Origin of the sequence: Streptomyces barringtoniae (assembly GCF_020819595.1) — a bacterium.
Classification (GTDB): Bacteria; Actinomycetota; Actinomycetes; order Streptomycetales; family Streptomycetaceae; genus Streptomyces; species Streptomyces barringtoniae.
On the sequence record NZ_JAJHNP010000015.1, the window covers coordinates 88,158 to 107,362 of the forward strand.

Sequence of the window (19,205 nt, forward strand, 5' to 3'; positions counted from 1 at the left end):
CGAGAAAGACTCACAGACTCATGGCGAACTACACCGCCGCCGACGTCAAGAAGCTCCGTGAGCTCACCGGCGCCGGCATGATGGACTGCAAGAAGGCGCTCGACGAGGCCGAGGGCAACGTCGAGAAGGCCGTCGAGGCGCTGCGCATCAAGGGCCAGAAGGGCGTCGCCAAGCGCGAGGGCCGCTCCGCCGAGAACGGCGCCGTGGTCTCCATCATCGCCGACGACAACTCCTCCGGCGTCCTGGTCGAGCTGAAGTGCGAGACGGACTTCGTCGCCAAGGGCGAGAAGTTCCAGGCCGTCGCCAACAAGATCGCCGAGCACGTCGCCGCGAGCTCCCCGGCCGACCTCGAGGCCCTGCTGGCCTCCGAGATCGAGCCCGGCAAGACCGTCCAGGCGTTCGTGGACGAGGCCAACGCCAACCTCGGCGAGAAGATCGTCCTGGACCGCTTCGCGCAGTTCTCCGACGGCTTCGTGCTGGCCTACATGCACCGCACCATGCCCGACCTGCCCCCGCAGATCGGTGTCCTGGTCGAGCTCGACAAGCCGAACGCCGAGGTCGCCAAGGGCGTCGCCCAGCACATCGCCGCCTTCGCGCCGAAGTACCTCTCCAAGGAGGAGGTGCCGGCCGACGTCGTCGAGTCCGAGCGCCGCATCGCCGAGGAGACGACCCGCGCCGAGGGCAAGCCCGAGGCCGCGATCGCCAAGATCGTCGAGGGTCGTCTCAACGGCTTCTTCAAGGACGCCACGCTGCTCGGCCAGCCGTACGCGCTGGACAACAAGAAGTCGGTCCAGAAGGTGCTGGACGAGGCCGGTGTCACCCTGAAGCGCTTCTCGCGCATCAAGGTCGGCATCTGAGCCCGTTCCGCGATCGACGCGCGACCCACGGGAAATTCTCGGTAGGGTCGACAGCAGTCGTCCGCGCACACCGCCACACCCCGGGGTGGGGCGGACGGCAGCAGATCTGACGAGGAGGCCATTGCCGCGCATGGGAGCGAAAAGCGACCCCACCGGCAATGGCCTTCTTCGTATGTGCAACACGTGAAAGAGGCGGGATCTCCCATGACCACCAAGGCCCAGAAGAGCGACGACGGCAAAGTACGCGGCCGGTTTCTGCTGAAGCTGTCCGGAGAGGCCTTCTCCGGTGGCGGGGGCCTGGGCGTGGACCCGGACGTGGTGCACAAGATCGCCCGGGAGATCGCGGCCGTCGTACGGGACGGCGCGCAGGTCGCGGTCGTCATCGGCGGCGGCAACTTCTTCCGCGGCGCCGAACTCCAGCAGCGCGGCATGGACCGCGCCCGCTCCGACTACATGGGCATGCTCGGCACCGTGATGAACTGCCTCGCCCTCCAGGACTTCCTGGAGAAGGAGGGCATCGACAGCCGGGTGCAGACCGCCATCACCATGGGCCAGGTCGCCGAGCCGTACATCCCGCTGCGCGCCGTGCGCCACCTGGAGAAGGGCCGCGTGGTCATCTTCGGCGCCGGTATGGGCATGCCGTACTTCTCCACCGACACCACCGCCGCCCAGCGCGCCCTGGAGATCGACGCCGAGGCGCTGCTCATGGGCAAGAACGGCGTGGACGGGGTCTACGACTCCGACCCCAAGACCAACCCGGACGCCGTCAAGTTCGACGCCCTCGGCTACGGCGAGGTCATCACCCGCGACCTCAAGGTCGCCGACGCCACCGCCATCACGCTGTGCCGCGACAACAAGCTCCCGATCCTCGTCTTCGAACTCCTCGCGGAGGGCAATATCGCCCGCGCCGTCAAGGGTGAGAAGATCGGCACGTTGGTGGGTGACCAGGGCAGCCGGGACTGACCCGGCATCAACCCGGCCGGAGGCGCGCGGCCCCGTAAGGGGGCCTCACCCTGGCCGGGGGATGGACAATGTCCTGCCGGTCGGGAACCGTGCAGGAAGAAGACGCGACGCAGCCGGCCGCCGCCCGCCAGAGGAACCGCAGCCGGGCCTTACTCAAGACACGCAGGAGCAAGTGGTGATCGAAGAGACCCTCCTCGAGGCCGAGGAGAAGATGGAGAAGGCCGTCGTGGTCGCCAAGGAGGACTTCGCCGCGATCCGCACCGGCCGTGCGCACCCGGCGATGTTCAACAAGATCGTGGCCGACTACTACGGTGCCCCGACGCCGATCAACCAGCTAGCCTCGTTCTCCGTGCCGGAGCCGCGCATGGCGGTCGTGACCCCGTTCGACAAGAGCGCGCTGCGCAACATCGAGCAGGCGATCCGCGACTCCGACCTGGGCGTCAACCCCAGCAACGACGGCAACATCATCCGGGTGGTGTTCCCCGAGCTGACCGAGGAGCGCCGCCGCGAGTACATCAAGGTCGCCAAGGGCAAGGGCGAGGACGCGAAGATCTCGATCCGTTCCGTGCGCCGCAAGGCCAAGGACGCCATCGACAAGCTGATCAAGGACGGCGAGATCGGCGAGGACGAGGGCCGCCGTGCGGAGAAGGACCTCGACGACACCACGGCGAAGTACGTCGCCCAGGTGGACGAGCTCCTGAAGCACAAGGAATCGGAGCTGCTCGAAGTCTGATGAGCGACTCATCCTGGGGGGCGCCGCCGTCGGTGGGCCAGGCCGGGTACTGGGGGCCCGCCGAGGGCGGGCCTGCCCAGCCTGCCCCGGGGGCCGTCCCGGCGGGTCCCGCGTACGATGCGCCTGAGGCGCACCAGACTCGCCCCATGCCCATCGTGCCCGACGAACCCGCGTACGGCTCAGCCCAGGACGGCGACCGGGGGACCGCTCGGCGCAGCGGCTCCTTGTTCCAGGAATTCCAGGACGAGTTCCACCCCGAGCCCCCGCAGGCCCGCACCCTCCCGGCCGAGAACCAGAATCCGGAGCCCATGCCCGACGCCCACCAGCCGGCCCCAGCGCCGCAGAAGAAGAGCGCGGGCCGTGACCTGAGCGCGGCCATAGGCGTCGGTGTCGGGCTCGGTGTGGTGATCGTCGCCTCCCTGTTCGTCAAGAAGGCTCTCTTCGTCGGTGTGATCGCGGTCGCCGTCGTCGTCGGCCTGTGGGAGCTGACCAGCAGGCTGCGGGAACGCAAGGAGATCAACGCGCCGCTGGTGCCGCTGGCGGTCGGCGGTGCGGCGATGGTCGTCGCGGGGTATGTGCGCGGCGCCGAGGGCGCGTGGGTCGCGATGGCGTTGACCGCGCTGGCGGTTCTGGTCTGGCGCATGACGGAGTCGCCGGAGGGCTACCTCAAGGACGTCACGGCGGGCGTGTTCGCGGCGTTCTACGTGCCCTTCCTGGCCACGTTCGTGGCGATGATGCTCACCGCGTCCGACGGACCGTGGCGGGTCCTCACCTTCCTCCTCCTGACGGTCGTGAGCGACACCGGCGCGTACGCGGTCGGCTGGCGGTTCGGCAGGCACAAGCTGGCCCCGCGCATCAGCCCCGGCAAGACCCGCGAGGGCCTGGCGGGCGCGGTGCTGTTCGCGATGGTCGCGGGCGCGCTGTGCATGGAGTTCCTCATCGACGACGGCACCTGGTGGCAGGGCCTGCTGCTGGGCCTCGCGGTGGCGGCCAGCGCCACGCTGGGCGACCTCGGCGAATCCATGATCAAGCGTGACCTGGGCATCAAGGACATGGGCACCCTGCTCCCCGGCCACGGGGGCATCATGGACCGCCTCGACTCTTTGCTTCCCACTGCGCCGGTGGTGTGGTTGCTGCTGGTGGTGTTCGTCGGCTCCGCGTGAGCGTCGTGTCGTACGGCTTCCGGGCCCCCGTCCTGTCCGAGGGCGGGGGCCTTCGGCATTGGTCGTACGGCACTGGCGGTGGGACGATGCTGGATGTAAGCCCCCTCTCCGGAAAAGGAGGCCGTCATGTCCGCCTTCCATGAAGAGATCGACGTCGACCGGTCTCCCGGCGAGGTCTGGGCGTATCTCAGCGACCCGTCCCACCTGCCGGAGTGGCAGAAGAGCGCGGTGTCGGTCGAGCAGCTCGACGACAGTCCCTTCGGACTCGGGTCGCGGGTCCGGATCACCCGCCACGTGGGCCGCCGCGACGTCCCGCTGACCATGCGGGTCACCGAGTTCGAGCCACCGCGCTCATGGAGCATGCGGGGCACTGACGGTCCGGTCCGGGGAAAGGTCCACGGCGAGGTCACCCCGCTCCCCGACGGCCGTACCCGCGTGACCATGGACCTGGACTTCGAGGGCCACGGTCTCGGCAGGGTGCTTGTCCCCCTCGTCGTACGCCCCCAGGTCCGCAGGGAACTGCCGGAGAACGAGCGGCTGCTCAAGGAGCGGCTGGAGCACACCGCCGGCTAGGCCCCGTCGCCGGGCGTTTCTCAGGTGGCCCGGATGGCGGCGATGTCGAACTGGAGGCGGACCTTCTCGCTCACCATGGCCCCGCCCTGGGCCAGCCGGGCGTCGTAGGTCAGCCCCCAGTCCGAGCGGTTGATGGTGGTGGTGCCGTCGAAGCCGACCCGCTCGTCACCGAACGCGTCGATGACATGACCGATGTAGGTGAGCTCCAGGTCGACGGGGCGGGCGATGTCCTTGATCGTGAGATCGCCGGTCATGCGGTAGACGTCCTCGCCCAGGAGCTGCACGGCCGTGCTGGTGAAGGTCATCCGCGGGTGCGCGCCGGCGTCCAGGAACTGCCGGCCGATCAGGTGCGCGTCGCGCTGCTCGACACCCGTGTCGACGCTGGCCGTGTACAGCACGATGTCGGCCCGGGAGCGGGCCGGGTCGCGGCCGTCGAAGTAGAGGCGGCTCTCGTACTCGCTGAAGGCTCCCCGCACCGTCGTCACCATCGCGTGCCGCACGGAGAACCCGATCCTGCTGTGCGCCGGATCGATCAGCCACTCGCCGGTGAGGCCCGCCAGATCGGGATCGGGGAGAACGGCGGTGGCACGGGCCACCGGCGCGGCGGTCGCCACGGGAGTTGCGGCGGACGGCTGCGCGCGCCGGTGGGAGGAGTTGCGGCCGAAAAGGTTCATGCTTCATGTGGTTAACGCCAGGCCGAGGGGCGAGACAAGGTCCGACCAGGAAACCCGACCGTTCGTCAGCAGAACTTCACAGCCCCCGGAGCTCTCAGAGGCCACCCCATCGGATCGGCGACATCGGTGGAGTAGCCAGTTTTAATGGCTAATTTCCGATTTGGGCTGTTGACGCCATGCCTGCGGCATATGACGATATGCGGAACAGCGAGCGCCGAACCGTCGCCCTGTGAACCCCACGGCGCTCCCGTCCCGACCCGAAGGAGGGCGGCAATGAAGACAGTCCGGAGGCGCATGCCGGGCAAGAAATCGGCGGTGGCGGTAATGATCCTCGGGGTGACCCTCCTCGTCGCTCCGACCGCGACCGCCGCCACCGAGAGCCCGAAGCCCCAGAGCCCCAGCCTCGACCGCTGCATCCACAGCGCTGGTCCGGCGGGGCGCTTCTATTACCCGGGCTACGCCAACGTCCCCTGCATCTGAGTGGCACATCGAACCAGGAGGGCTCAGCCGTGCTCGGCTGAGCCCTCCCCCTGATCGGGCGGCCGCCGTACGAGCCGGCGGTCACAGGTCACGGAGCCTTCCTGCTTCCGGCGGCCGGGCCGTCCCTGGGCCGTCAGCCCGCATTCTCGATCGCTTGTCGTGCTGCGGCTGTGAAGGCGGTGCGTCTCAACAAGCGCATCGTGGAGCTGGGGGCTCGAACTCCTTGTATGCGCGGGAGTAGAGCTCTGCTGCCTCCATGTCGATGGACGGTGAGCCGTGCAGGCAGGCGGCATGGAGGGCTGGTCGAGTCGCTTGAGAGCCGCCAGGCCTTCGCCGGCCTCCGGGCCCATCGGGTCGTTCATGTTGTGCGGCGGTACAAGTTTCCACATCTCGTCGATCGCGACCATGTTTCCGTCGATGCGGAGAGCAAGCCGGCATACGCCGTGCGACGAGCGTCCTCACGGGCACGCAGTCCTTCAGCTGCAGCCTGCCGACGCTGCAACCGGAGGGTGATGGCCCCGGTCAAGCCGGCCGCGAAGAGTGTGGAGAGCGCCGTGATCAAGGCGACTGCGACTGTGTCCTGCATGGCGTCAATCTCCTGCCTCTGACGGCCACTTGACGCTCTCACGGAACGTGTGACGAGGCCGGCGGCCGCAAGCGTGGCGGTGAGCAGCGGGTCACTCAGCCCCTGCCGTCAGGCGACCAGTGCACTATGTTGAACGCGTTCAAATCTGGGGCTCGGACATGGGGGCAGGGATGGGGGCAGAGGTGGGGGCAGAGATGGGAGCCGCCCGCAGGCTTGGGTACATCCTCGGGCGAATGGGGCGGTGTGTGCTCACATATGTGCTCCTCCACACCGCAGCGTGGGTGGCCATCTCGCAGACCGTCTGGTGGAAAGACGGCTTCCTGGAGATCATGACGCTGGGCATGGGCATGCTGCTGATCATCGGTATTCCCACCTTGTTCATCGCCGTTTTCGCGGTCTGGGTCCACAGCCGGATGGAGACGGTCCGGTTCCGTGTGCTGCTTGCCCTTCCGCTGGTCGTCTGTGCTTGGCCCCTTCTTGCGAGCAGCGCCGGCGAACCCCTGGCGTTCCAGGTCTTGGCCCAGATCGCATTCGCGGCACTGATCCCCACGCCGTTCTTCCCCGCGGGGTGGCTCGAAGAGGCCACGCGGTGAATCCCGGCAGGGCAACGGTGATGCCCGTTTCGACGGCCTACGGGGGGCGCAGCAACTGGACCTCAGTGGCCGGTCGACCGGGGCTCAGTGCCGGTTGGGCGACGTTGCCGCATCCCCGTGATCGACCTGACAAGGATGAGCACAGACCTCAAAGCCCCGGTCTCGAACGGGCGCCGTCCTCGCTGTCGGCCGGCGCCCGTCGCCTCGACGTCGCCGGCGTGATGTACGGAGTCGGTGGTCCTGGCCGGCGAAGGCCCCCCGTCACGGCTGACGGGGGGCCTGGAAGTTCTGCGGTGGTCAGTGCGTCAGGCGGTGTGCCCGACGCGGCCACGGCATCACGTCCCTCAGGTGCCGCCACCACCGCACCAGCGCCGGCGTGTCCGCCGAGTGGTCGACGCTCGGCACGTGCTGCCAGTCCGACAGCGGGGCGAGCGGTGTTCCTTCGGGGGAGTACTTCCGGGGCACGTCGGGCATGGCTCCTCCTAGGGCCGGTACGTACCGCAGTTCTTGCGCAGGTCGTTGTCCGACCGAGTCGTAGGGCTGGACCCGAAGCTGGCCACACCCTTCATAACGGGATAGTACGTGTAGGTGCCGCCGCCATCGTTGCAGTCGGCCGACCATCCGTAGTCGACGGTGCTTTTCGTCGTCTTCGGCGACTGGTGCCAGGGGGTGTAGCCGCGCGGGCCGCTCCAGGAACTGCGCCACATCTGGGTCCGGATGTACTGCCACCCGTAGTTCCCACTGCATATCTGGGACGTCTCCCACTGGAACCAGGCGCCGGCGCCGGCCCCGTGGAACTTGACATCGGAGATGTAGATCGAGCAGTGGGCAGCGGCTGCGATCGTGCGCGGCTTCGGCTGACTGGCGCGGTAGGTGAAGTGGTACGGCTTTCCGTCCTTTGTCTTGCCCCACTCGATGACCTGCGTTCCCGGTACTGCCCGGTGACCTTCGACCATGGCAGTTCCGGCGGCATGCGCGGCCGGTGCGGCTCCCAGCGTCAGCAGGAGTGTCCCGACAGCGGCGGATATGCGCCCTCTCGCGAGTAATGTCATGGTCATGAACCCTATGGAACCGACACGGACAGTCTCGAACGATTTGTTGAGTCAGACGTAGGGTTTCGGTCATTCCCCGGAGGTCCGTGAGCTGCATCGACCTGGAAGGGACTGGCGGGACGGGGCACTGCTCGATGGGATCTTCCGCCATTTGATGACGCGATAACGCTCAAGCGCTCGTCCCTGTGCCGTCCGACGCCGCTCAGTGCTGACGGTGACGACTGCCAACGACGGCCGTAGTCGGCGACACCCTCAGGTCACCCAAGTGGATCTGCGACACTGGTACAGCCATGCCTAAGCCCGGAGAACTCACTTTCGTCGCCCCGCGCGGTGCTCAGAAGCCGCCGCGGCATCTTGCCGACCTCACCCCCGCCGAGCGCAAGGACGCGGTGGCCGAGATCGGTGAGAAGCCGTTTCGCGCCAAGCAGCTCGCGCAGCACTACTTCGCGCGCTACGCGCACGACCCGGAGCAGTGGACCGACATCCCCGCCGGATCGCGTGCCAAGCTCCAGGACGCGCTGTTCCCCGAGCTGATGACCGTCGTCCGGCATCTGTCGACCGACCAGGGCACGACCCGCAAGACGCTGTGGCGGCTGTTCGACGGGACCCTCGTGGAGTCGGTGCTGATGCGGTACCCGGACCGGGTCACCATGTGCATCAGCTCGCAGGCGGGGTGCGGGATGAACTGTCCGTTCTGCGCGACCGGACAGGCGGGGCTCGACCGGAACCTGTCCACCGCCGAGATCGTGCATCAGATCGTCGACGGGATGCGGGCGCTGCGGGACGGGGAGGTGCCCGGTGGGCCTGCTCGGCTCTCCAACATCGTCTTCATGGGCATGGGTGAGCCGCTCGCCAACTACAAGCGGGTCGTGGGTGCCATTCGGGCGCTCACCGATCCGGCTCCGGACGGGCTGGGACTGTCCCAGCGCGGCATCACCGTGTCCACCGTCGGGCTCGTGCCGGCCATCCACCGGTTCGCCGACGAGGGCTTCAAGTGCCGGCTCGCGATCTCCCTGCACGCCCCCGACGACGAACTCCGCGACACCCTCGTTCCCGTCAACACCCGCTGGAAGGTGCGCGAGGTGCTGGACGCCGGGTTCGAGTACGTCGAGAAGAGCGGGCGCCGGCTGTCCATCGAGTACGCGCTCATCCGCGACATCAACGACCAGGCGTGGCGGGGGGACCGGCTCGGGCGGCTGCTCAGGGGCAAGCCCGTGCACGTCAATCTCATTCCGCTGAACCCGACGCCGGGCTCGAAGTGGACCGCCTCGCGGCCCGAGGACGAGAAGGCGTTCGTCGAGGCCATCGCCGCCCATGGTGTGCCCGTCACCGTCCGGGACACCCGGGGCCAGGAGATCGACGGAGCCTGTGGTCAGCTCGCGGCCACCGAGCGGTAATCTGGGCCGGTCCACATATCTTCATATCCAGACACCTTCATATTCCGACAGGGGAGCGCCACAGCGCTGAGAGTGCGGCGGACAGGGCCGCAGACCCTCTGAACCTCGCCCAGGTCATTCTGGGTAGGGAGTTCGGTCATCACTCAAGCTGTTGCGCCCTGCCCGGGTCCTTTCCGTAAGGGCCGGGGCAGGGCCGCGTCTCTTCCTGGCCAACCCCAGGAGGATCCAGTGCAGAACAAGACCTTCGTGGCCGTGGCGGTCGGGCTCGGCCTGATCACGCTGTCCGCGTGCGGATCGACGGACGCCAAGTCGTCGGCGGACTCCAAGTCCGTGACCCTGGTCAGCCACGACTCGTGGGCCGTGTCCAAGAACGTGCTCCAGGACTTCGAGAAGAAGACCGGGTACAAGGTCCACGTCCTGAAGGACGGCGACGCCGGGCAGGCCGTCAACAAGGCGATCCTGACCAAGGACAACCCGCAGGGCGACGTCTTCTTCGGCGTCGACAACACCCTGCTGTCCCGCGCCCTCGACAACGGCCTCTTCCAGCCGTACACCGCCAAGGGCCTCGACAAGACAGGCGCCGCCTTCCAGCTCGACAAGGACAGGCACCGGGTCACGCCGGTCGACTACGGCGACATCTGCGTCAACTACGACAAGAAGTACTTCGCCGACCACCGTCTGACTCCACCGCAGACGTTCGCCGACCTGGCCAAGCCGCAGTACAAGAACCTGCTGGTCACCGAGAACGCCGCCACCTCCTCGCCGGGCCTCGGCTTCCTGCTCGGCAGCGCCGCCCAGTTCGGCGACGACAACTGGCAGGGCTACTGGAAGAAGCTCAAGGCCAACGGCGTCAAGGTCGTCGACGGCTGGGAACAGGCCTACTACCAGGAGTTCTCCGGTTCGTCGGAGGGCAGGAAGGCCGGCGGTGACCGGCCGCTCGTCGTGTCGTACGCCTCCTCCCCGCCCGCCGAGGTCATCTACGCCAAGAAGCGGCCCGGCACCGCCCCGACCGGGGTGTCGTACGGCACGTGCTTCCGGCAGATCGAGTTCGCCGGGCTGCTCGGCAACGCCCAGAACCCCAAGGGCGCCAAGGCGTTCATCGACTTCCTGGTCTCCAGGGAGTTCCAGGAGGACATGCCGCTGAACATGTATGTCTACCCGGTGGTGCAGGGCGCGAAGGTGCCCGCCGAGTTCACCGAGTACGGCAAGGCCGCCGAGCACCCCGAGACCATGGCCCCCGGCAAGATCGCCGCCAACCGTGACCAGTGGGTCAAGTCGTGGACCTCGCTCGTACTGAAGTAGCGTCCCGGAAGGGCCGTACGGGGAGCGCGGCGCGGCTCGGGCTGATGGCCCTGCCCGTCGCGTTCTTCGCGCTGTTCTTCGCCTGGCCCGTGGCCGCGATCGTCGCGCGCGGCCTGAAGGCCGACGGCGTCTGGCAGTGGGGGCGGATCGCGGAGGTGGTCACGCAGCCGGACATCCGGCACGTGCTGTGGTTCACCACCTGGCAGGCGCTCGCCTCCACCGCGCTCACCCTGCTGCTCGCACTGCCCGCGGCGTACGTCTTCGCCCGTCTCGACTTCCCCGGCAAGCAGGTGCTGCGGGCCGTCGTCACCGTGCCGTTCGTGCTGCCGACCGTCGTCGCCGGCAGCGCGTTCCTCGCCCTCGTCGGGCACGGCGGGCTGCTCGACGAACTGTGGGGCGTACGGCTGGACACCACGGTGTGGGCGATCCTGCTGGCCCACGTCTTCTTCAACTACGCCGTCGTCGTACGGACCGTGGGCGGGCTGTGGTCCCAGCTCGACCCCCGGCAGGAGGAGGCCGCCCGCATGCTCGGCGCGTCTCCGCTCGCTGCCTGGCGCAAGGTCACCCTCCCGGCCCTCGCGCCCGCCGTGGCCGCCGCCGCGCTGATGGTGTTCCTGTTCACCTTCACCTCCTTCGGCGTCGTCCAGATCCTAGGCGGCCCCACCTTCTCCACCCTCGAAGTGGAGATCTACCGGCAGACCTCCGAGGTCTTCGACCTCTCCACGGCCGCCGTCCTCACCCTCGTCCAGTTCGCCGCCGTCGGCGCGATCCTCGCCGTGCACGCCTGGACGGTACGGCGCCGGGAGGCCGCGCTGCGGCTGGTCGACCCCGGGGCGACCGCCCGCCGCCCGCGCGGCGCCGGGCAGTGGGCCCTGCTCGCCGGCGTCCTCGTCACCGTCGCGCTGCTGCTCGTCCTGCCCCTCGCCGTCCTCGTCCGCCGCTCCCTGGACGCGCCGGGCTTCGGCTACTACCGGGCCCTGACGAACGCGGACGGCGGTACGTTCCTGGTGGCGCCGGTGCACGCGGTGTGGACCTCTCTGCAGTACGCCGTCGCCGCCACCACCATCGCCGTCGTGATCGGGGGGCTCGCCGCCGCCGCGCTGGCCCGCCGGGACGCCGGACGGCTGGTCCGGGGCTTCGACGCGCTGCTGATGCTGCCGCTCGGCGTCTCCGCCGTGACCGTCGGCTTCGGCTTCCTGATCGCGCTGGACAAGCCGCCGCTGGACCTCAGACAGTCCTGGATCCTCGTCCCGCTCGCCCAGGCGCTGGTCGGCGCCCCGTTCGTCGTACGGACCATGCTGCCCGTGCTGCGCGCGGTGGACGCACGGCTCCGCGAGGCCGCCGCCGTGCTCGGGGCCTCGCCCTGGCGGGTGTGGCGGGAGGTCGATCTGCCGATGGTGCGGCGGGCACTGCTGGTCGCGGCCGGGTTCGCGTTCGCCGTCTCGCTCGGAGAGTTCGGGGCGACCGTGTTCATCGCCCGGCCCGACAACCCGACGCTTCCGGTCGCCGTGGCGCGGCTGCTCAGCCGCCCCGGAGACCTCAACTACGGCCAGGCGATGGCCCTTTCGACCATCCTGATGGTGGTGTGCGCCGCCGCGCTGCTGCTCCTGGAGCGGCTGCGCACCGACCGGACGGGGGAGTTCTGATGCCGCTGACCGAACGGGGGAGTCCCGATGCCGCTGACCGGACCGGGGAGTTCTCGATGCTGCTGAGCCTCGATGCCGCGACCGTGCGCTTCGGCGGGCGGTCCGTGCTCGACGCGGTCGATCTCGACGTCGCCGAGCACGAGGTGGTGTGTGTGCTGGGCCCCAGCGGCAGCGGGAAGTCGACCCTGCTGCGGGCGGTCGCCGGGCTCCAGCCCCTGTCCGACGGCCGGGTCCTGCTCGACGGGCGCGACCAGTCGGGCGTGCCCGCGCACAAGCGGGGCGTCGGCCTGATGTTCCAGGACCACCAGCTCTTCCCGCAGCGGGACGTCGGCGCGAACGTGGCCTTCGGGCTGCGCATGCACGGCGTCGCCAGGGGGCAACGGGACGCCGAGGTCGGGCAGTTGCTGGACCTGGTCGGGCTGCCCGGGGCCGCGCGGCGGGCCGTGGCCTCCCTGTCCGGTGGCGAGCAGCAGCGCGTGGCCCTCGCCCGGGCGCTCGCCCCCAGGCCCCGGGTGCTCATGCTGGACGAGCCGCTCGGCCAGCTCGACCGCTCGCTGCGCGAACGCCTGGTGGTCGAACTGCGGGAGCTCTTCGGCCGGTTGGGCACCACCGTGCTCGCCGTGACCCACGACCAGGGCGAGGCGTTCGCGCTGGCCGACCGGGTGGTGGTGATGCGGGACGGGCGGATCGCGCAGTCCGGCACGCCGCTTCAGGTGTGGCAGCGGCCCGCCGACGCCTTCGTGGCCCGCTTCCTCGGTTTCGACAACGTGGTCCCGGCGACCGTCGCCGGTACGGTCGCCGACAGCCCCTGGGGCAAGCTGCCCGTCCCCGACGGCTCCCCGCAGGGCAGCCGCACGCTGCTGGTCCGGCCCGCCGGAGTACGGCTCGTGCCGGCCGACAGCGGCCTGCCCTGCACGGTGACCGCGCGCACCTTCAAGGGCACCCATGTCGCCGTACACCTCCAGCCGGGAGACGGGCCGCGCCTGGAGGCGGCCTGCGCGCTGCGGGAGGCACCCGAGGCCGGGGACGGGGTGGGCGTGGAGTTCGACGCGGCCGAAATCGTCGTGCTCGACTGATCGACGCGCCCCTAGGGTGAGGGCCATGACCTTGCTTGCGCATGAGCGCTACTGCGACGAGATCGCCGACCAGGTGGGCAGGTTCAGGACCCTGGTGACCTCCGGCGCCGATCTGACGGCCACCGTGCCGACCTGCCCCGAGTGGACGCTGGAGCAGCTCGTACGGCACATGGGAGGCGCCCTGCGCTGGACGGCCACACTCGTGCGGACCCGGGCCCAGGAGATGGTCCCGCACGAGCAGGTACCGCTCGGTGCGGGTCCGGACGCCGAGGGGGACGCGGCAGCCCTCGGCGCATGGCTCGCGGAGACCGGCGAACTGGTCGTCGGGGCACTGCGCGAGGCCGGTCCCGACGCCAAGGTGTGGTCCTGGACCGGCATGGCCACGAGCGGGTTCTGGGCCCGCCGGATGACCCACGAGATCACCGTTCACCGCGCGGACGCCGCGCTCACCGTCGGGGCGCCCTACGAGGTCGCGCCCGAGGTCGCCGTCGACGCGCTGGACGAGTGGCTGCAGATCGTGGAGTGGGTGCAGCGCTCCGGGACGCGGGAGTGGGCCGCCGGGCTGCGCGGTCCGGGCCGCAGCATCCATCTGCATGCCACCGACACCGCGCCCGCGCTGGACGCCGAGTGGCTCATCGAGCTGGGCGAGGACGGCGTCAGCTGGCGGCGCGGTCATGAGAAGGCCACGGTCGCCCTGCGCGGCCCGCTCACCTCCGTGCTGCTCGCCTTCTACAACCGGCTGCCGCTGGACGCCCCCGGCCTCGAGGTTCTCGGCGAGCGTGAGCTGCTGGAGTTCTGGCTGAAGCAGGCCAGCTTCGGCTGACACGCAACCGCGGCCCGTCCCCTGGGGATAGGGGGACGGGCCGCGGCGTCGTACCTGTTGCGGAAGGGCGTCAGCCGTTGCCGCGGGCTCCACGACGGCGCATGCCGAAGTAGACCGCGCCACCGCCGACGACGACCAGCGCGCCCGCGATGCCGGCGATCAGGCCGGTGTTGGAGCCGGCACCGGTCTCGGCGAGGTTCGAGTCACCGGCCGCCGGGGTCGGCGCGTTGCCGACCGTGCCCGCCGGGGCGGAGCTGGACGCGGAGGCCGACGGGGTCGGGGTCGCCGACTCGGCCGGGGCGGACGTCGTCGGCGTCGGCGTCGGCTTCGAGGGGGCCGACGCCGTCGGGGTCGGGCTGTCGGTCTTGCAGGCGAGGGCCGGGGTGGTCAGCAGGTTCTGGAGGTCCTGGTCGACCCGGCCGGCCGTGACGTGAACACGGTACGTCGCCTTCGGCTGCCAGTTCTCCGAGAAGGTGACCTGGGCGCCCTGGGCCGATCCGGTGACCTTCTGCTGACCGATCTGCTTCTCGACTCCGCCGGCGTTCTCCCGGTAGACCGTGATGGTCGCGGGGGTGGCGGAGGCATCGGTGTCGGTGACGACGATGACGCCCTTGTTGCCGTCGCACTTGGCTTCGGCCTTGAAGTCGCTGATGGTGCACGCCAGCGCGGAGCCGGACAGCCCCAGTACGACCGCGGCCGAGGCGGAGGCAACACCCAGAATGCGCACGGAACGGCGTACGCCACGGTGAGTTATGGACAACGTTTGTCCTTTACAGAGTGCAACTGCGGGGGGTTCAGGGGGCGTTGAGGCACCGGATGAGGTGAGTGCCCCAGCACCCCCAAGAGGCTCACAGGTTTATAAGCGCTCCGTAAGAGTGTCAACGCATATGCCACCAGCGGCCGTTGACTTTGCCTGCTTATTAATCACCGTGACGTTTGACGACGATTTGGGCGGCGGGGCGGGTCAGCCCTGGACCGCCGCCGGGTCCATCCAGATGACCTCCCAGGTGTGGCCGTCGAGGTCGTCGAAGGCGCGGCCGTACATGAAGCCGAGATCCTGGGTGTGGCCGCTCGGGGTGGCGCCCGACGCGAGGGCCTTGTCCACGAGTTCGTCCACCTTCTCGCGGCTCTCGGCGCTCAGTGCGACCAGTACCTCACTGGTCTTCGTGGCGTCGGCGATCTCCTTCTCGGTGAACGTGGCGTAGAAGGGCTTGGTGAGCAGCATCGCGACGATGGTGTCGCTGATCACCACGGACGCGGCCTTCTCGTCGCTGAACTGCGGGTTGATCGTGTAGCCGAGCGCCGTGAAGAACTTCTTCGAGGCGTCGAGGTCGTTCACGGGCAGGTTCACGAAGATCATCTGCTGGTACATGAGGGCTCTCTCCCTGGTGGTTCGTGCTGGGGTCGGCGTGTTCGATGGGGTAGACCAGGGGCCCCGGGAGAACTCATCGGTCGCCGGAGATCTTTTTTCAGCGGTTCACGGGGAGGGCCGCCAGCGCGGCGACGGCCAGGGTGAGCGGACCGAACAGCGCCAGCAGGGCCGCCGCGCGCAGGGCCGCGGCCGTGCGCAGCATCGAGGCGGGGGCGCCGAGACGGAGCAGCGCGGCGGTCGTGTCGGCCCGGCACTGGCGGGTCTCCACGGCCGCGGTGAGGAGGGTGGCGACCGTGCAGCCGGTGACGAGCAGCGCGCCGAGGGTGGTCAGGGGCCCGAACGCCGGTGCCGAGCCGGCGTGCAGCGTGGTCATGGCGTAACCGGCGGACGCGACCGCGCAGACGACGCCCAGGGGGCGGCCGATGCGGATGGCCTCCGCCATGAGGACCCGGCCGGCCAGGAGGCGCAGGGCGCCGGGGCGGGTGGACTGCAGAAGACGGCCGCACAGGTGGGTGAGGCCGGGGGCGGCCAGCACCAGGCCGGTCGCGGTGAGGAGCCAGCCGAGGAGCACGGCGGCGTGCGCGCGGTCGGCGTAGGACTGGACCGCGAGGCCGGTGGCCAGCAGGGCGATGCCCCAGGGCAGACCGATGGGGGCGGTGTGCCGGGGGCCGGGAAGGACGTCGGCCAGGTCGCCCTCCGGCATCGGGGGTTCGGGGTCGGTCGAGTTGCCGGGCGTCGTGGGGGTGCCGCCCTGCCCGGGGCCGGGAGCCGCCCCGGCGGCACGGCCGTCCCCGGCGTGCGGAGGGGGTTGCGCGCCGTCGTCGCGTGCGCCCGCGGGCCGACGACCGGGCCGCTCGCCGTCGTCCACCGGCCCGTGCTTGTCCTCTGCCTGCCCGTCCTGTACGTGCTCGTCCTGACCCTGCTCGTCCTGTACGTGCTCGTCCCTTCCGTGCCTGTCCCGTGCGTGCTTGCCGCGAGCGTCCCCGGCCCCCGGCCGCAACCGCGCCCCGAACCTCCCGTACGCCCCGAACGTCTCCCGCGCCATCGAGGAGCCGTACGCCCCGAAGGGGCCGTACCTGCGCAGGAGCGGGGCGGCGGGGCGGGGGTCCGTCGGGCGCAGGGCCAGGGCCACCGTGGTCGAGGCGAGGGCCGGGACCACGCCCAGCAGGGTCAGGGTCGCCGGGACGGGAAGGTGCCGGCCCGCCGCCAGGAAGCCCGCCGCCGCGCCGTCGAAGGGCATGCCCGTGAGATCGCCGCGCAGGTCGAGGAAGACCAGCAGGGCCAGCAGTGAGCCCAGCGTGCAGGACAGCGCCGTGGTCAGCGCGGAGACCGCCATCAGGCGCGCCGGACCGAGGCCCACGGCGGACAGGCCCGTGAGCGGCCGGGCGCCGGGGTCGGTGCGCGCGACGGCGATCGCGAAGTACACCGTCGCGGCGAGCGGCACCGTGCACCAGGCCAGCCGCGGCGCGGCGGCGTCCGCGGCCTCGGGGTGGTTCAGGGCGTAACCGAAGCAGGACAGCAGGAGGAAGCCGGTGCCCGCCGAGGCCGCGGCCACCAGCAGGCGGCGCAGCTGGACGGCGGGCCGGGCCGCCCGGGTCAGACGGAGAGCGACCACGCGGCGCGGCCTTCCGTCTCGGGGGCGTCGGGCAGGTGCACGGTGCTGACGCGCCGGCCGTCCAGCAGGGCCACGGTGCGGTCGGCGAGGGCGGCGTTGTCGGCGTCGTGCGTGGCGAGGACCACGGTGATGCCGTGCGAGCGGGCGGCCGTGGTCAGGGTGCGCAGCACGTGGTTGCGGTCGGCGCGGTGCAGCGGAGCCGTGGGCTCGTCGGCGAACAGGACCGTGGGGGCCGGGGCCAGCGCCCGGGCGATGGCGACACGCTGGCGCTCGGCCTGCTGGAGTTCGTGCGGGCGGTTGCGGGCCCTGTCGCCGACGTCGAGCCGTTCCAGCCACTCCAGCGCCGCGACCTTGGCCCTGCGGCGGCCGGCGCCGCGCAGCATGAGGGGCAGGGCGGCGTTCTCCCAGGCGTTCAGCTCGGGGACCAGGACCGGCGCCGGGTCGATCCAGCCGAAGCGGTCCCGGCGCAGCCGCTCCCGGCGCATCGGGCCCAGGGTGTGCAGGGGCGCGCTGTTGAACCACACCTCGCCGCTGCGCACCGGTACCAGGCCGGACAGACACCGCAGCAGGGTCGTCTTGCCGCTGCCGCGCGGTCCGGTGACGGCGAGGATCTCGCCCTCGCGCACGCCGAGCGAGACCCCGGCGAGCCCGGGGGAGCCGTCGGGGTGCCTGAAGTGCAGGGAGCGTGCCCAGAGCACGTCGTTGTCCGGCGGGGCCTCGGCCTCCATGGCTGCACACCTCGTTCTGATCCGTTTTCCCGTGCCTGTTCCCTCGTCCGGGGGAACGAAGGCTGGGCCGATCGGTCACTGGAACGCTAGGCAGCCGTCACCGGGAGGCCGGACAGCACACGGCCCCGGGCCGCCGTTCTCACTCGAACGGGCGGCACCGGGGCCGGTACAGATCAGCTGATCGGACGAATCAGGCTCAGAGCTTGGTCCATGCCTCCGTCAGCGTCGCGCGCAGGATCTGCTCGATCTCGTCGAAGGTCTCCTGGTTGGAGATCAGCGGCGGGGCGAGCTGGACGACCGGGTCGCCGCGGTCGTCGGCGCGGCAGTACAGGCCGTTGTCGAACAGCGCCTTGGAGAGGAAGCCGTACAGGACGCGCTCGGTCTCCTCCTCGTTGAAGGACTCCTTGGTGTTCTTGTCCTTCACCAGCTCGATGCCGTAGAAGAAGCCGTTGCCGCGGACGTCGCCGACGATCGGCAGGTCGTGCAGCTTCTGCAGGGTCTGCAGGAAGGCGCCCTCGTTGTCCAGCACGTGCTGGTTCAGGCCCTCGCGCTCGAACAGGTCGAGGTTGGCCAGACCCACCGCGGCGGACACCGGGTGGCCACCGAAGGTGTAGCCGTGCAGGAAGGTGTTGTCGCCCTTGTAGAACGGCTCGGCGATCCGGTCGGAGACGACGCAGGCGCCGATCGGGGAGTAGCCCGAGGTCATGCCCTTGGCGCAGGTGATCATGTCCGGAACGTAGCCGAACTTGTCGCAGGCGAACATCGTGCCGAGGCGGCCGAAGGCGCAGATGACCTCGTCCGACACGAGCAGCACGTCGTACTTGTCGCAGATCTCGCGCACGCGCTGGAAGTACCCGGGCGGCGGCGGGAAGCAGCCGCCGGCGTTCTGCACCGGCTCCAGGAAGACCGCGGCGACGGTGTCCGGGCCCTCGAAGAGGATCTGCTGCTCGATCTGGTCGGCGGCCCAGCGGCCGAAGGCCTCCGGGTCGTCACCGAAGATCGGGGCGCGGTAGATGTTGGTGTTCGGCACCTTGTGCGCGCCCGGGACGAGCGGCTCGAACGGCGCCTTCAGGCCGGGCAGACCGGTGATGGACAGGGCGCCCTGCGGGGTGCCGTGGTAGGCGACCGCACGCGAGATGACCTTGTACTTGGTGGGCTTGCCGACCAGCTTGAAGTACTGCTTGGCGAGCTTCCAGGCGGTCTCGACGGCCTCGCCGCCGCCGGTGGTGAAGAAGACCTTGTTCAGGTCGCCCGGGGCGTAGTCGGCGATGCGCTCGGCCAGCTCGACGGCCTTCGGGTGGGCGTAGGACCACACCGGGAAGAAGGCCAGCTCCTGGGCCTGCTTGAAGGCGGTCTCGGCGAGCTCCGTACGGCCGTGACCGGCCTGGACCACGAACAGACCCGCGAGACCGTCGAGGTAGCGCTTGCCCTTGTCGTCGTAGATGTAGGTGCCCTCACCCCGGACGATGGTCGGAACGGGGGAGTTCTCGTACGAGGACATGCGGGTGAAGTGCATCCACAGGTGGTCGTACGCGGTGCGGCTGAGGTCCTTGGTGCTCACGGTTATCGGGT

General features: G+C 70.0%; 20 protein-coding genes. 12 read left to right on the plus strand and 8 right to left on the minus strand.

The window, feature by feature from the left end; translation table 11 throughout:
- Positions 1-20: 20 nt before the first annotated feature.
- The 5 genes from tsf to LMU33_RS26105 all read left to right on the plus strand — a co-directional run bounded on the left by tsf (position 21) and on the right by LMU33_RS26105 (position 4,289).
- Positions 21-857 (plus strand): translation elongation factor Ts, encoded by an 837-nt coding sequence (tsf, locus tag LMU33_RS26085; protein ID WP_228623031.1) that lies wholly within the window; start codon positions 21-23, stop codon positions 855-857.
- A 204-nt stretch (positions 858-1,061) separates the two neighbouring features.
- Complete coding sequence (gene pyrH / locus LMU33_RS26090; RefSeq protein ID WP_228623032.1) at positions 1,062-1,820, plus strand: UMP kinase; 759 nt, start codon at positions 1,062-1,064, stop codon at positions 1,818-1,820.
- 175 nt (positions 1,821-1,995) lie between these two features.
- Positions 1,996-2,553 (plus strand): ribosome recycling factor, encoded by a 558-nt coding sequence (gene frr, locus LMU33_RS26095; protein ID WP_228623033.1) that lies wholly within the window; start codon positions 1,996-1,998, stop codon positions 2,551-2,553.
- Positions 2,553-3,716 (plus strand): phosphatidate cytidylyltransferase, encoded by a 1,164-nt coding sequence (locus LMU33_RS26100; protein WP_228623034.1) that lies wholly within the window; start codon positions 2,553-2,555, stop codon positions 3,714-3,716. The genes frr and LMU33_RS26100 overlap by 1 nt, the downstream gene beginning before the upstream one ends.
- A 126-nt stretch (positions 3,717-3,842) precedes the next feature.
- Complete coding sequence (locus LMU33_RS26105) at positions 3,843-4,289, plus strand: SRPBCC family protein (protein WP_228623035.1); 447 nt, start codon at positions 3,843-3,845, stop codon at positions 4,287-4,289.
- 20 nt (positions 4,290-4,309) lie between these two features.
- Here LMU33_RS26105 and LMU33_RS26110 read toward each other — a convergent pair whose 3' ends face one another.
- Complete coding sequence (locus tag LMU33_RS26110; protein ID WP_228623036.1) at positions 4,310-4,963, minus strand: YceI family protein; 654 nt, start codon at positions 4,961-4,963, stop codon at positions 4,310-4,312.
- Positions 4,964-5,236: 273 nt separating this feature from the next.
- Here LMU33_RS26110 and LMU33_RS26115 point away from each other — a divergent pair, with 273 nt between their 5' ends.
- Positions 5,237-5,443: a hypothetical protein gene (locus LMU33_RS26115; RefSeq protein ID WP_228623037.1), complete on the plus strand. Its 207-nt coding sequence runs from the start codon at positions 5,237-5,239 to the stop codon at positions 5,441-5,443.
- Positions 5,444-6,310: 867 nt separating this feature from the next.
- Positions 6,311-6,622: a hypothetical protein gene (locus LMU33_RS26120; protein ID WP_228623038.1), complete on the plus strand. Its 312-nt coding sequence runs from the start codon at positions 6,311-6,313 to the stop codon at positions 6,620-6,622.
- Positions 6,623-6,919: 297 nt separating this feature from the next.
- On the opposite strand, the gene LMU33_RS26125 is transcribed toward LMU33_RS26120, so the two are convergent.
- Positions 6,920-7,096, minus strand: a complete 177-nt coding sequence (locus LMU33_RS26125) for a hypothetical protein (RefSeq protein WP_228623039.1) — start codon at positions 7,094-7,096, stop codon at positions 6,920-6,922.
- Positions 7,097-7,104: 8 nt separating this feature from the next.
- Positions 7,105-7,578: a hypothetical protein gene (locus tag LMU33_RS26130; protein ID WP_228623040.1), complete on the minus strand. Its 474-nt coding sequence runs from the start codon at positions 7,576-7,578 to the stop codon at positions 7,105-7,107.
- Between the two features lie 386 nt (positions 7,579-7,964).
- On the opposite strand from LMU33_RS26130, the gene rlmN reads away from it, so the two are divergent.
- From rlmN to LMU33_RS26155, 5 genes are all read left to right on the plus strand, one after another.
- Positions 7,965-9,071 (plus strand): dual-specificity RNA methyltransferase RlmN, encoded by a 1,107-nt coding sequence (rlmN, locus tag LMU33_RS26135; protein ID WP_228623041.1) that lies wholly within the window; start codon positions 7,965-7,967, stop codon positions 9,069-9,071.
- Positions 9,072-9,299: 228 nt separating this feature from the next.
- Entirely contained in the window at positions 9,300-10,373 is a 1,074-nt protein-coding gene (locus LMU33_RS26140) for a thiamine ABC transporter substrate-binding protein (RefSeq protein ID WP_228623042.1), read from the plus strand.
- Positions 10,374-10,417: 44 nt separating this feature from the next.
- Entirely contained in the window at positions 10,418-12,019 is a 1,602-nt protein-coding gene (locus tag LMU33_RS26145; RefSeq protein ID WP_228623043.1) for an ABC transporter permease, read from the plus strand.
- A 56-nt stretch (positions 12,020-12,075) separates the two neighbouring features.
- Complete coding sequence (locus tag LMU33_RS26150; protein WP_228623127.1) at positions 12,076-13,095, plus strand: ABC transporter ATP-binding protein; 1,020 nt, start codon at positions 12,076-12,078, stop codon at positions 13,093-13,095.
- Positions 13,096-13,120: 25 nt separating this feature from the next.
- A complete protein-coding gene (locus LMU33_RS26155) occupies positions 13,121-13,918 on the plus strand; it encodes a maleylpyruvate isomerase family mycothiol-dependent enzyme (RefSeq protein ID WP_228623044.1) in 798 nt (265 codons plus the stop codon).
- A gap of 70 nt (positions 13,919-13,988) precedes the next feature.
- On the opposite strand, the gene LMU33_RS26160 is transcribed toward LMU33_RS26155, so the two are convergent.
- From LMU33_RS26160 to LMU33_RS26180, 5 genes are all read right to left on the minus strand, one after another.
- Positions 13,989-14,645 carry an LAETG motif-containing sortase-dependent surface protein gene (locus tag LMU33_RS26160; RefSeq protein WP_228623045.1) on the minus strand — a complete coding sequence of 219 codons (657 nt, stop codon included), beginning with the start codon at positions 14,643-14,645 and terminating at the stop codon, positions 13,989-13,991.
- Between the two features lie 237 nt (positions 14,646-14,882).
- Positions 14,883-15,290, minus strand: a complete 408-nt coding sequence (locus LMU33_RS26165; protein ID WP_228623046.1) for a VOC family protein — start codon at positions 15,288-15,290, stop codon at positions 14,883-14,885.
- A gap of 97 nt (positions 15,291-15,387) precedes the next feature.
- Positions 15,388-16,905: a hypothetical protein gene (locus LMU33_RS26170; RefSeq protein ID WP_228623047.1), complete on the minus strand. Its 1,518-nt coding sequence runs from the start codon at positions 16,903-16,905 to the stop codon at positions 15,388-15,390.
- Complete coding sequence (locus LMU33_RS26175; protein WP_228623048.1) at positions 16,887-17,633, minus strand: ABC transporter ATP-binding protein; 747 nt, start codon at positions 17,631-17,633, stop codon at positions 16,887-16,889. Before LMU33_RS26175 ends, LMU33_RS26170 begins: the two co-directional genes overlap by 19 nt.
- 196 nt (positions 17,634-17,829) lie before the next feature.
- Positions 17,830-19,194 carry an aspartate aminotransferase family protein gene (locus tag LMU33_RS26180; protein WP_228623049.1) on the minus strand — a complete coding sequence of 455 codons (1,365 nt, stop codon included), beginning with the start codon at positions 19,192-19,194 and terminating at the stop codon, positions 17,830-17,832.
- Between the last annotated feature and the right edge of the window lie 11 nt (positions 19,195-19,205).

Bases quoted from the DNA above. Each gene is read 5' to 3' on its own strand.
- tsf (WP_228623031.1), top strand. From the start codon at position 21: ATGGCGAACTACACCGCCGCCGACGTCAAGAAGCTCCGTGAGCTCACC.
- pyrH (WP_228623032.1), top strand. From the start codon at position 1,062: ATGACCACCAAGGCCCAGAAGAGCGACGACGGCAAAGTACGCGGCCGG.
- LMU33_RS26100 (WP_228623034.1), top strand. From the start codon at position 2,553: ATGAGCGACTCATCCTGGGGGGCGCCGCCGTCGGTGGGCCAGGCCGGG.
- LMU33_RS26105 (WP_228623035.1), top strand. From the start codon at position 3,843: ATGTCCGCCTTCCATGAAGAGATCGACGTCGACCGGTCTCCCGGCGAG.
- LMU33_RS26110 (WP_228623036.1), bottom strand. From the start codon at position 4,963: ATGAACCTTTTCGGCCGCAACTCCTCCCACCGGCGCGCGCAGCCGTCC.
- LMU33_RS26115 (WP_228623037.1), top strand. From the start codon at position 5,237: ATGAAGACAGTCCGGAGGCGCATGCCGGGCAAGAAATCGGCGGTGGCG.
- LMU33_RS26125 (WP_228623039.1), bottom strand. From the start codon at position 7,096: ATGCCCGACGTGCCCCGGAAGTACTCCCCCGAAGGAACACCGCTCGCC.
- LMU33_RS26130 (WP_228623040.1), bottom strand. From the start codon at position 7,578: ATGGTCGAAGGTCACCGGGCAGTACCGGGAACGCAGGTCATCGAGTGG.
- rlmN (WP_228623041.1), top strand. From the start codon at position 7,965: ATGCCTAAGCCCGGAGAACTCACTTTCGTCGCCCCGCGCGGTGCTCAG.
- LMU33_RS26145 (WP_228623043.1), top strand. From the start codon at position 10,418: ATGGCCCTGCCCGTCGCGTTCTTCGCGCTGTTCTTCGCCTGGCCCGTG.
- LMU33_RS26150 (WP_228623127.1), top strand. From the start codon at position 12,076: ATGCTGCTGAGCCTCGATGCCGCGACCGTGCGCTTCGGCGGGCGGTCC.
- LMU33_RS26155 (WP_228623044.1), top strand. From the start codon at position 13,121: ATGACCTTGCTTGCGCATGAGCGCTACTGCGACGAGATCGCCGACCAG.
- LMU33_RS26165 (WP_228623046.1), bottom strand. From the start codon at position 15,290: ATGTACCAGCAGATGATCTTCGTGAACCTGCCCGTGAACGACCTCGAC.
- LMU33_RS26175 (WP_228623048.1), bottom strand. From the start codon at position 17,633: ATGGAGGCCGAGGCCCCGCCGGACAACGACGTGCTCTGGGCACGCTCC.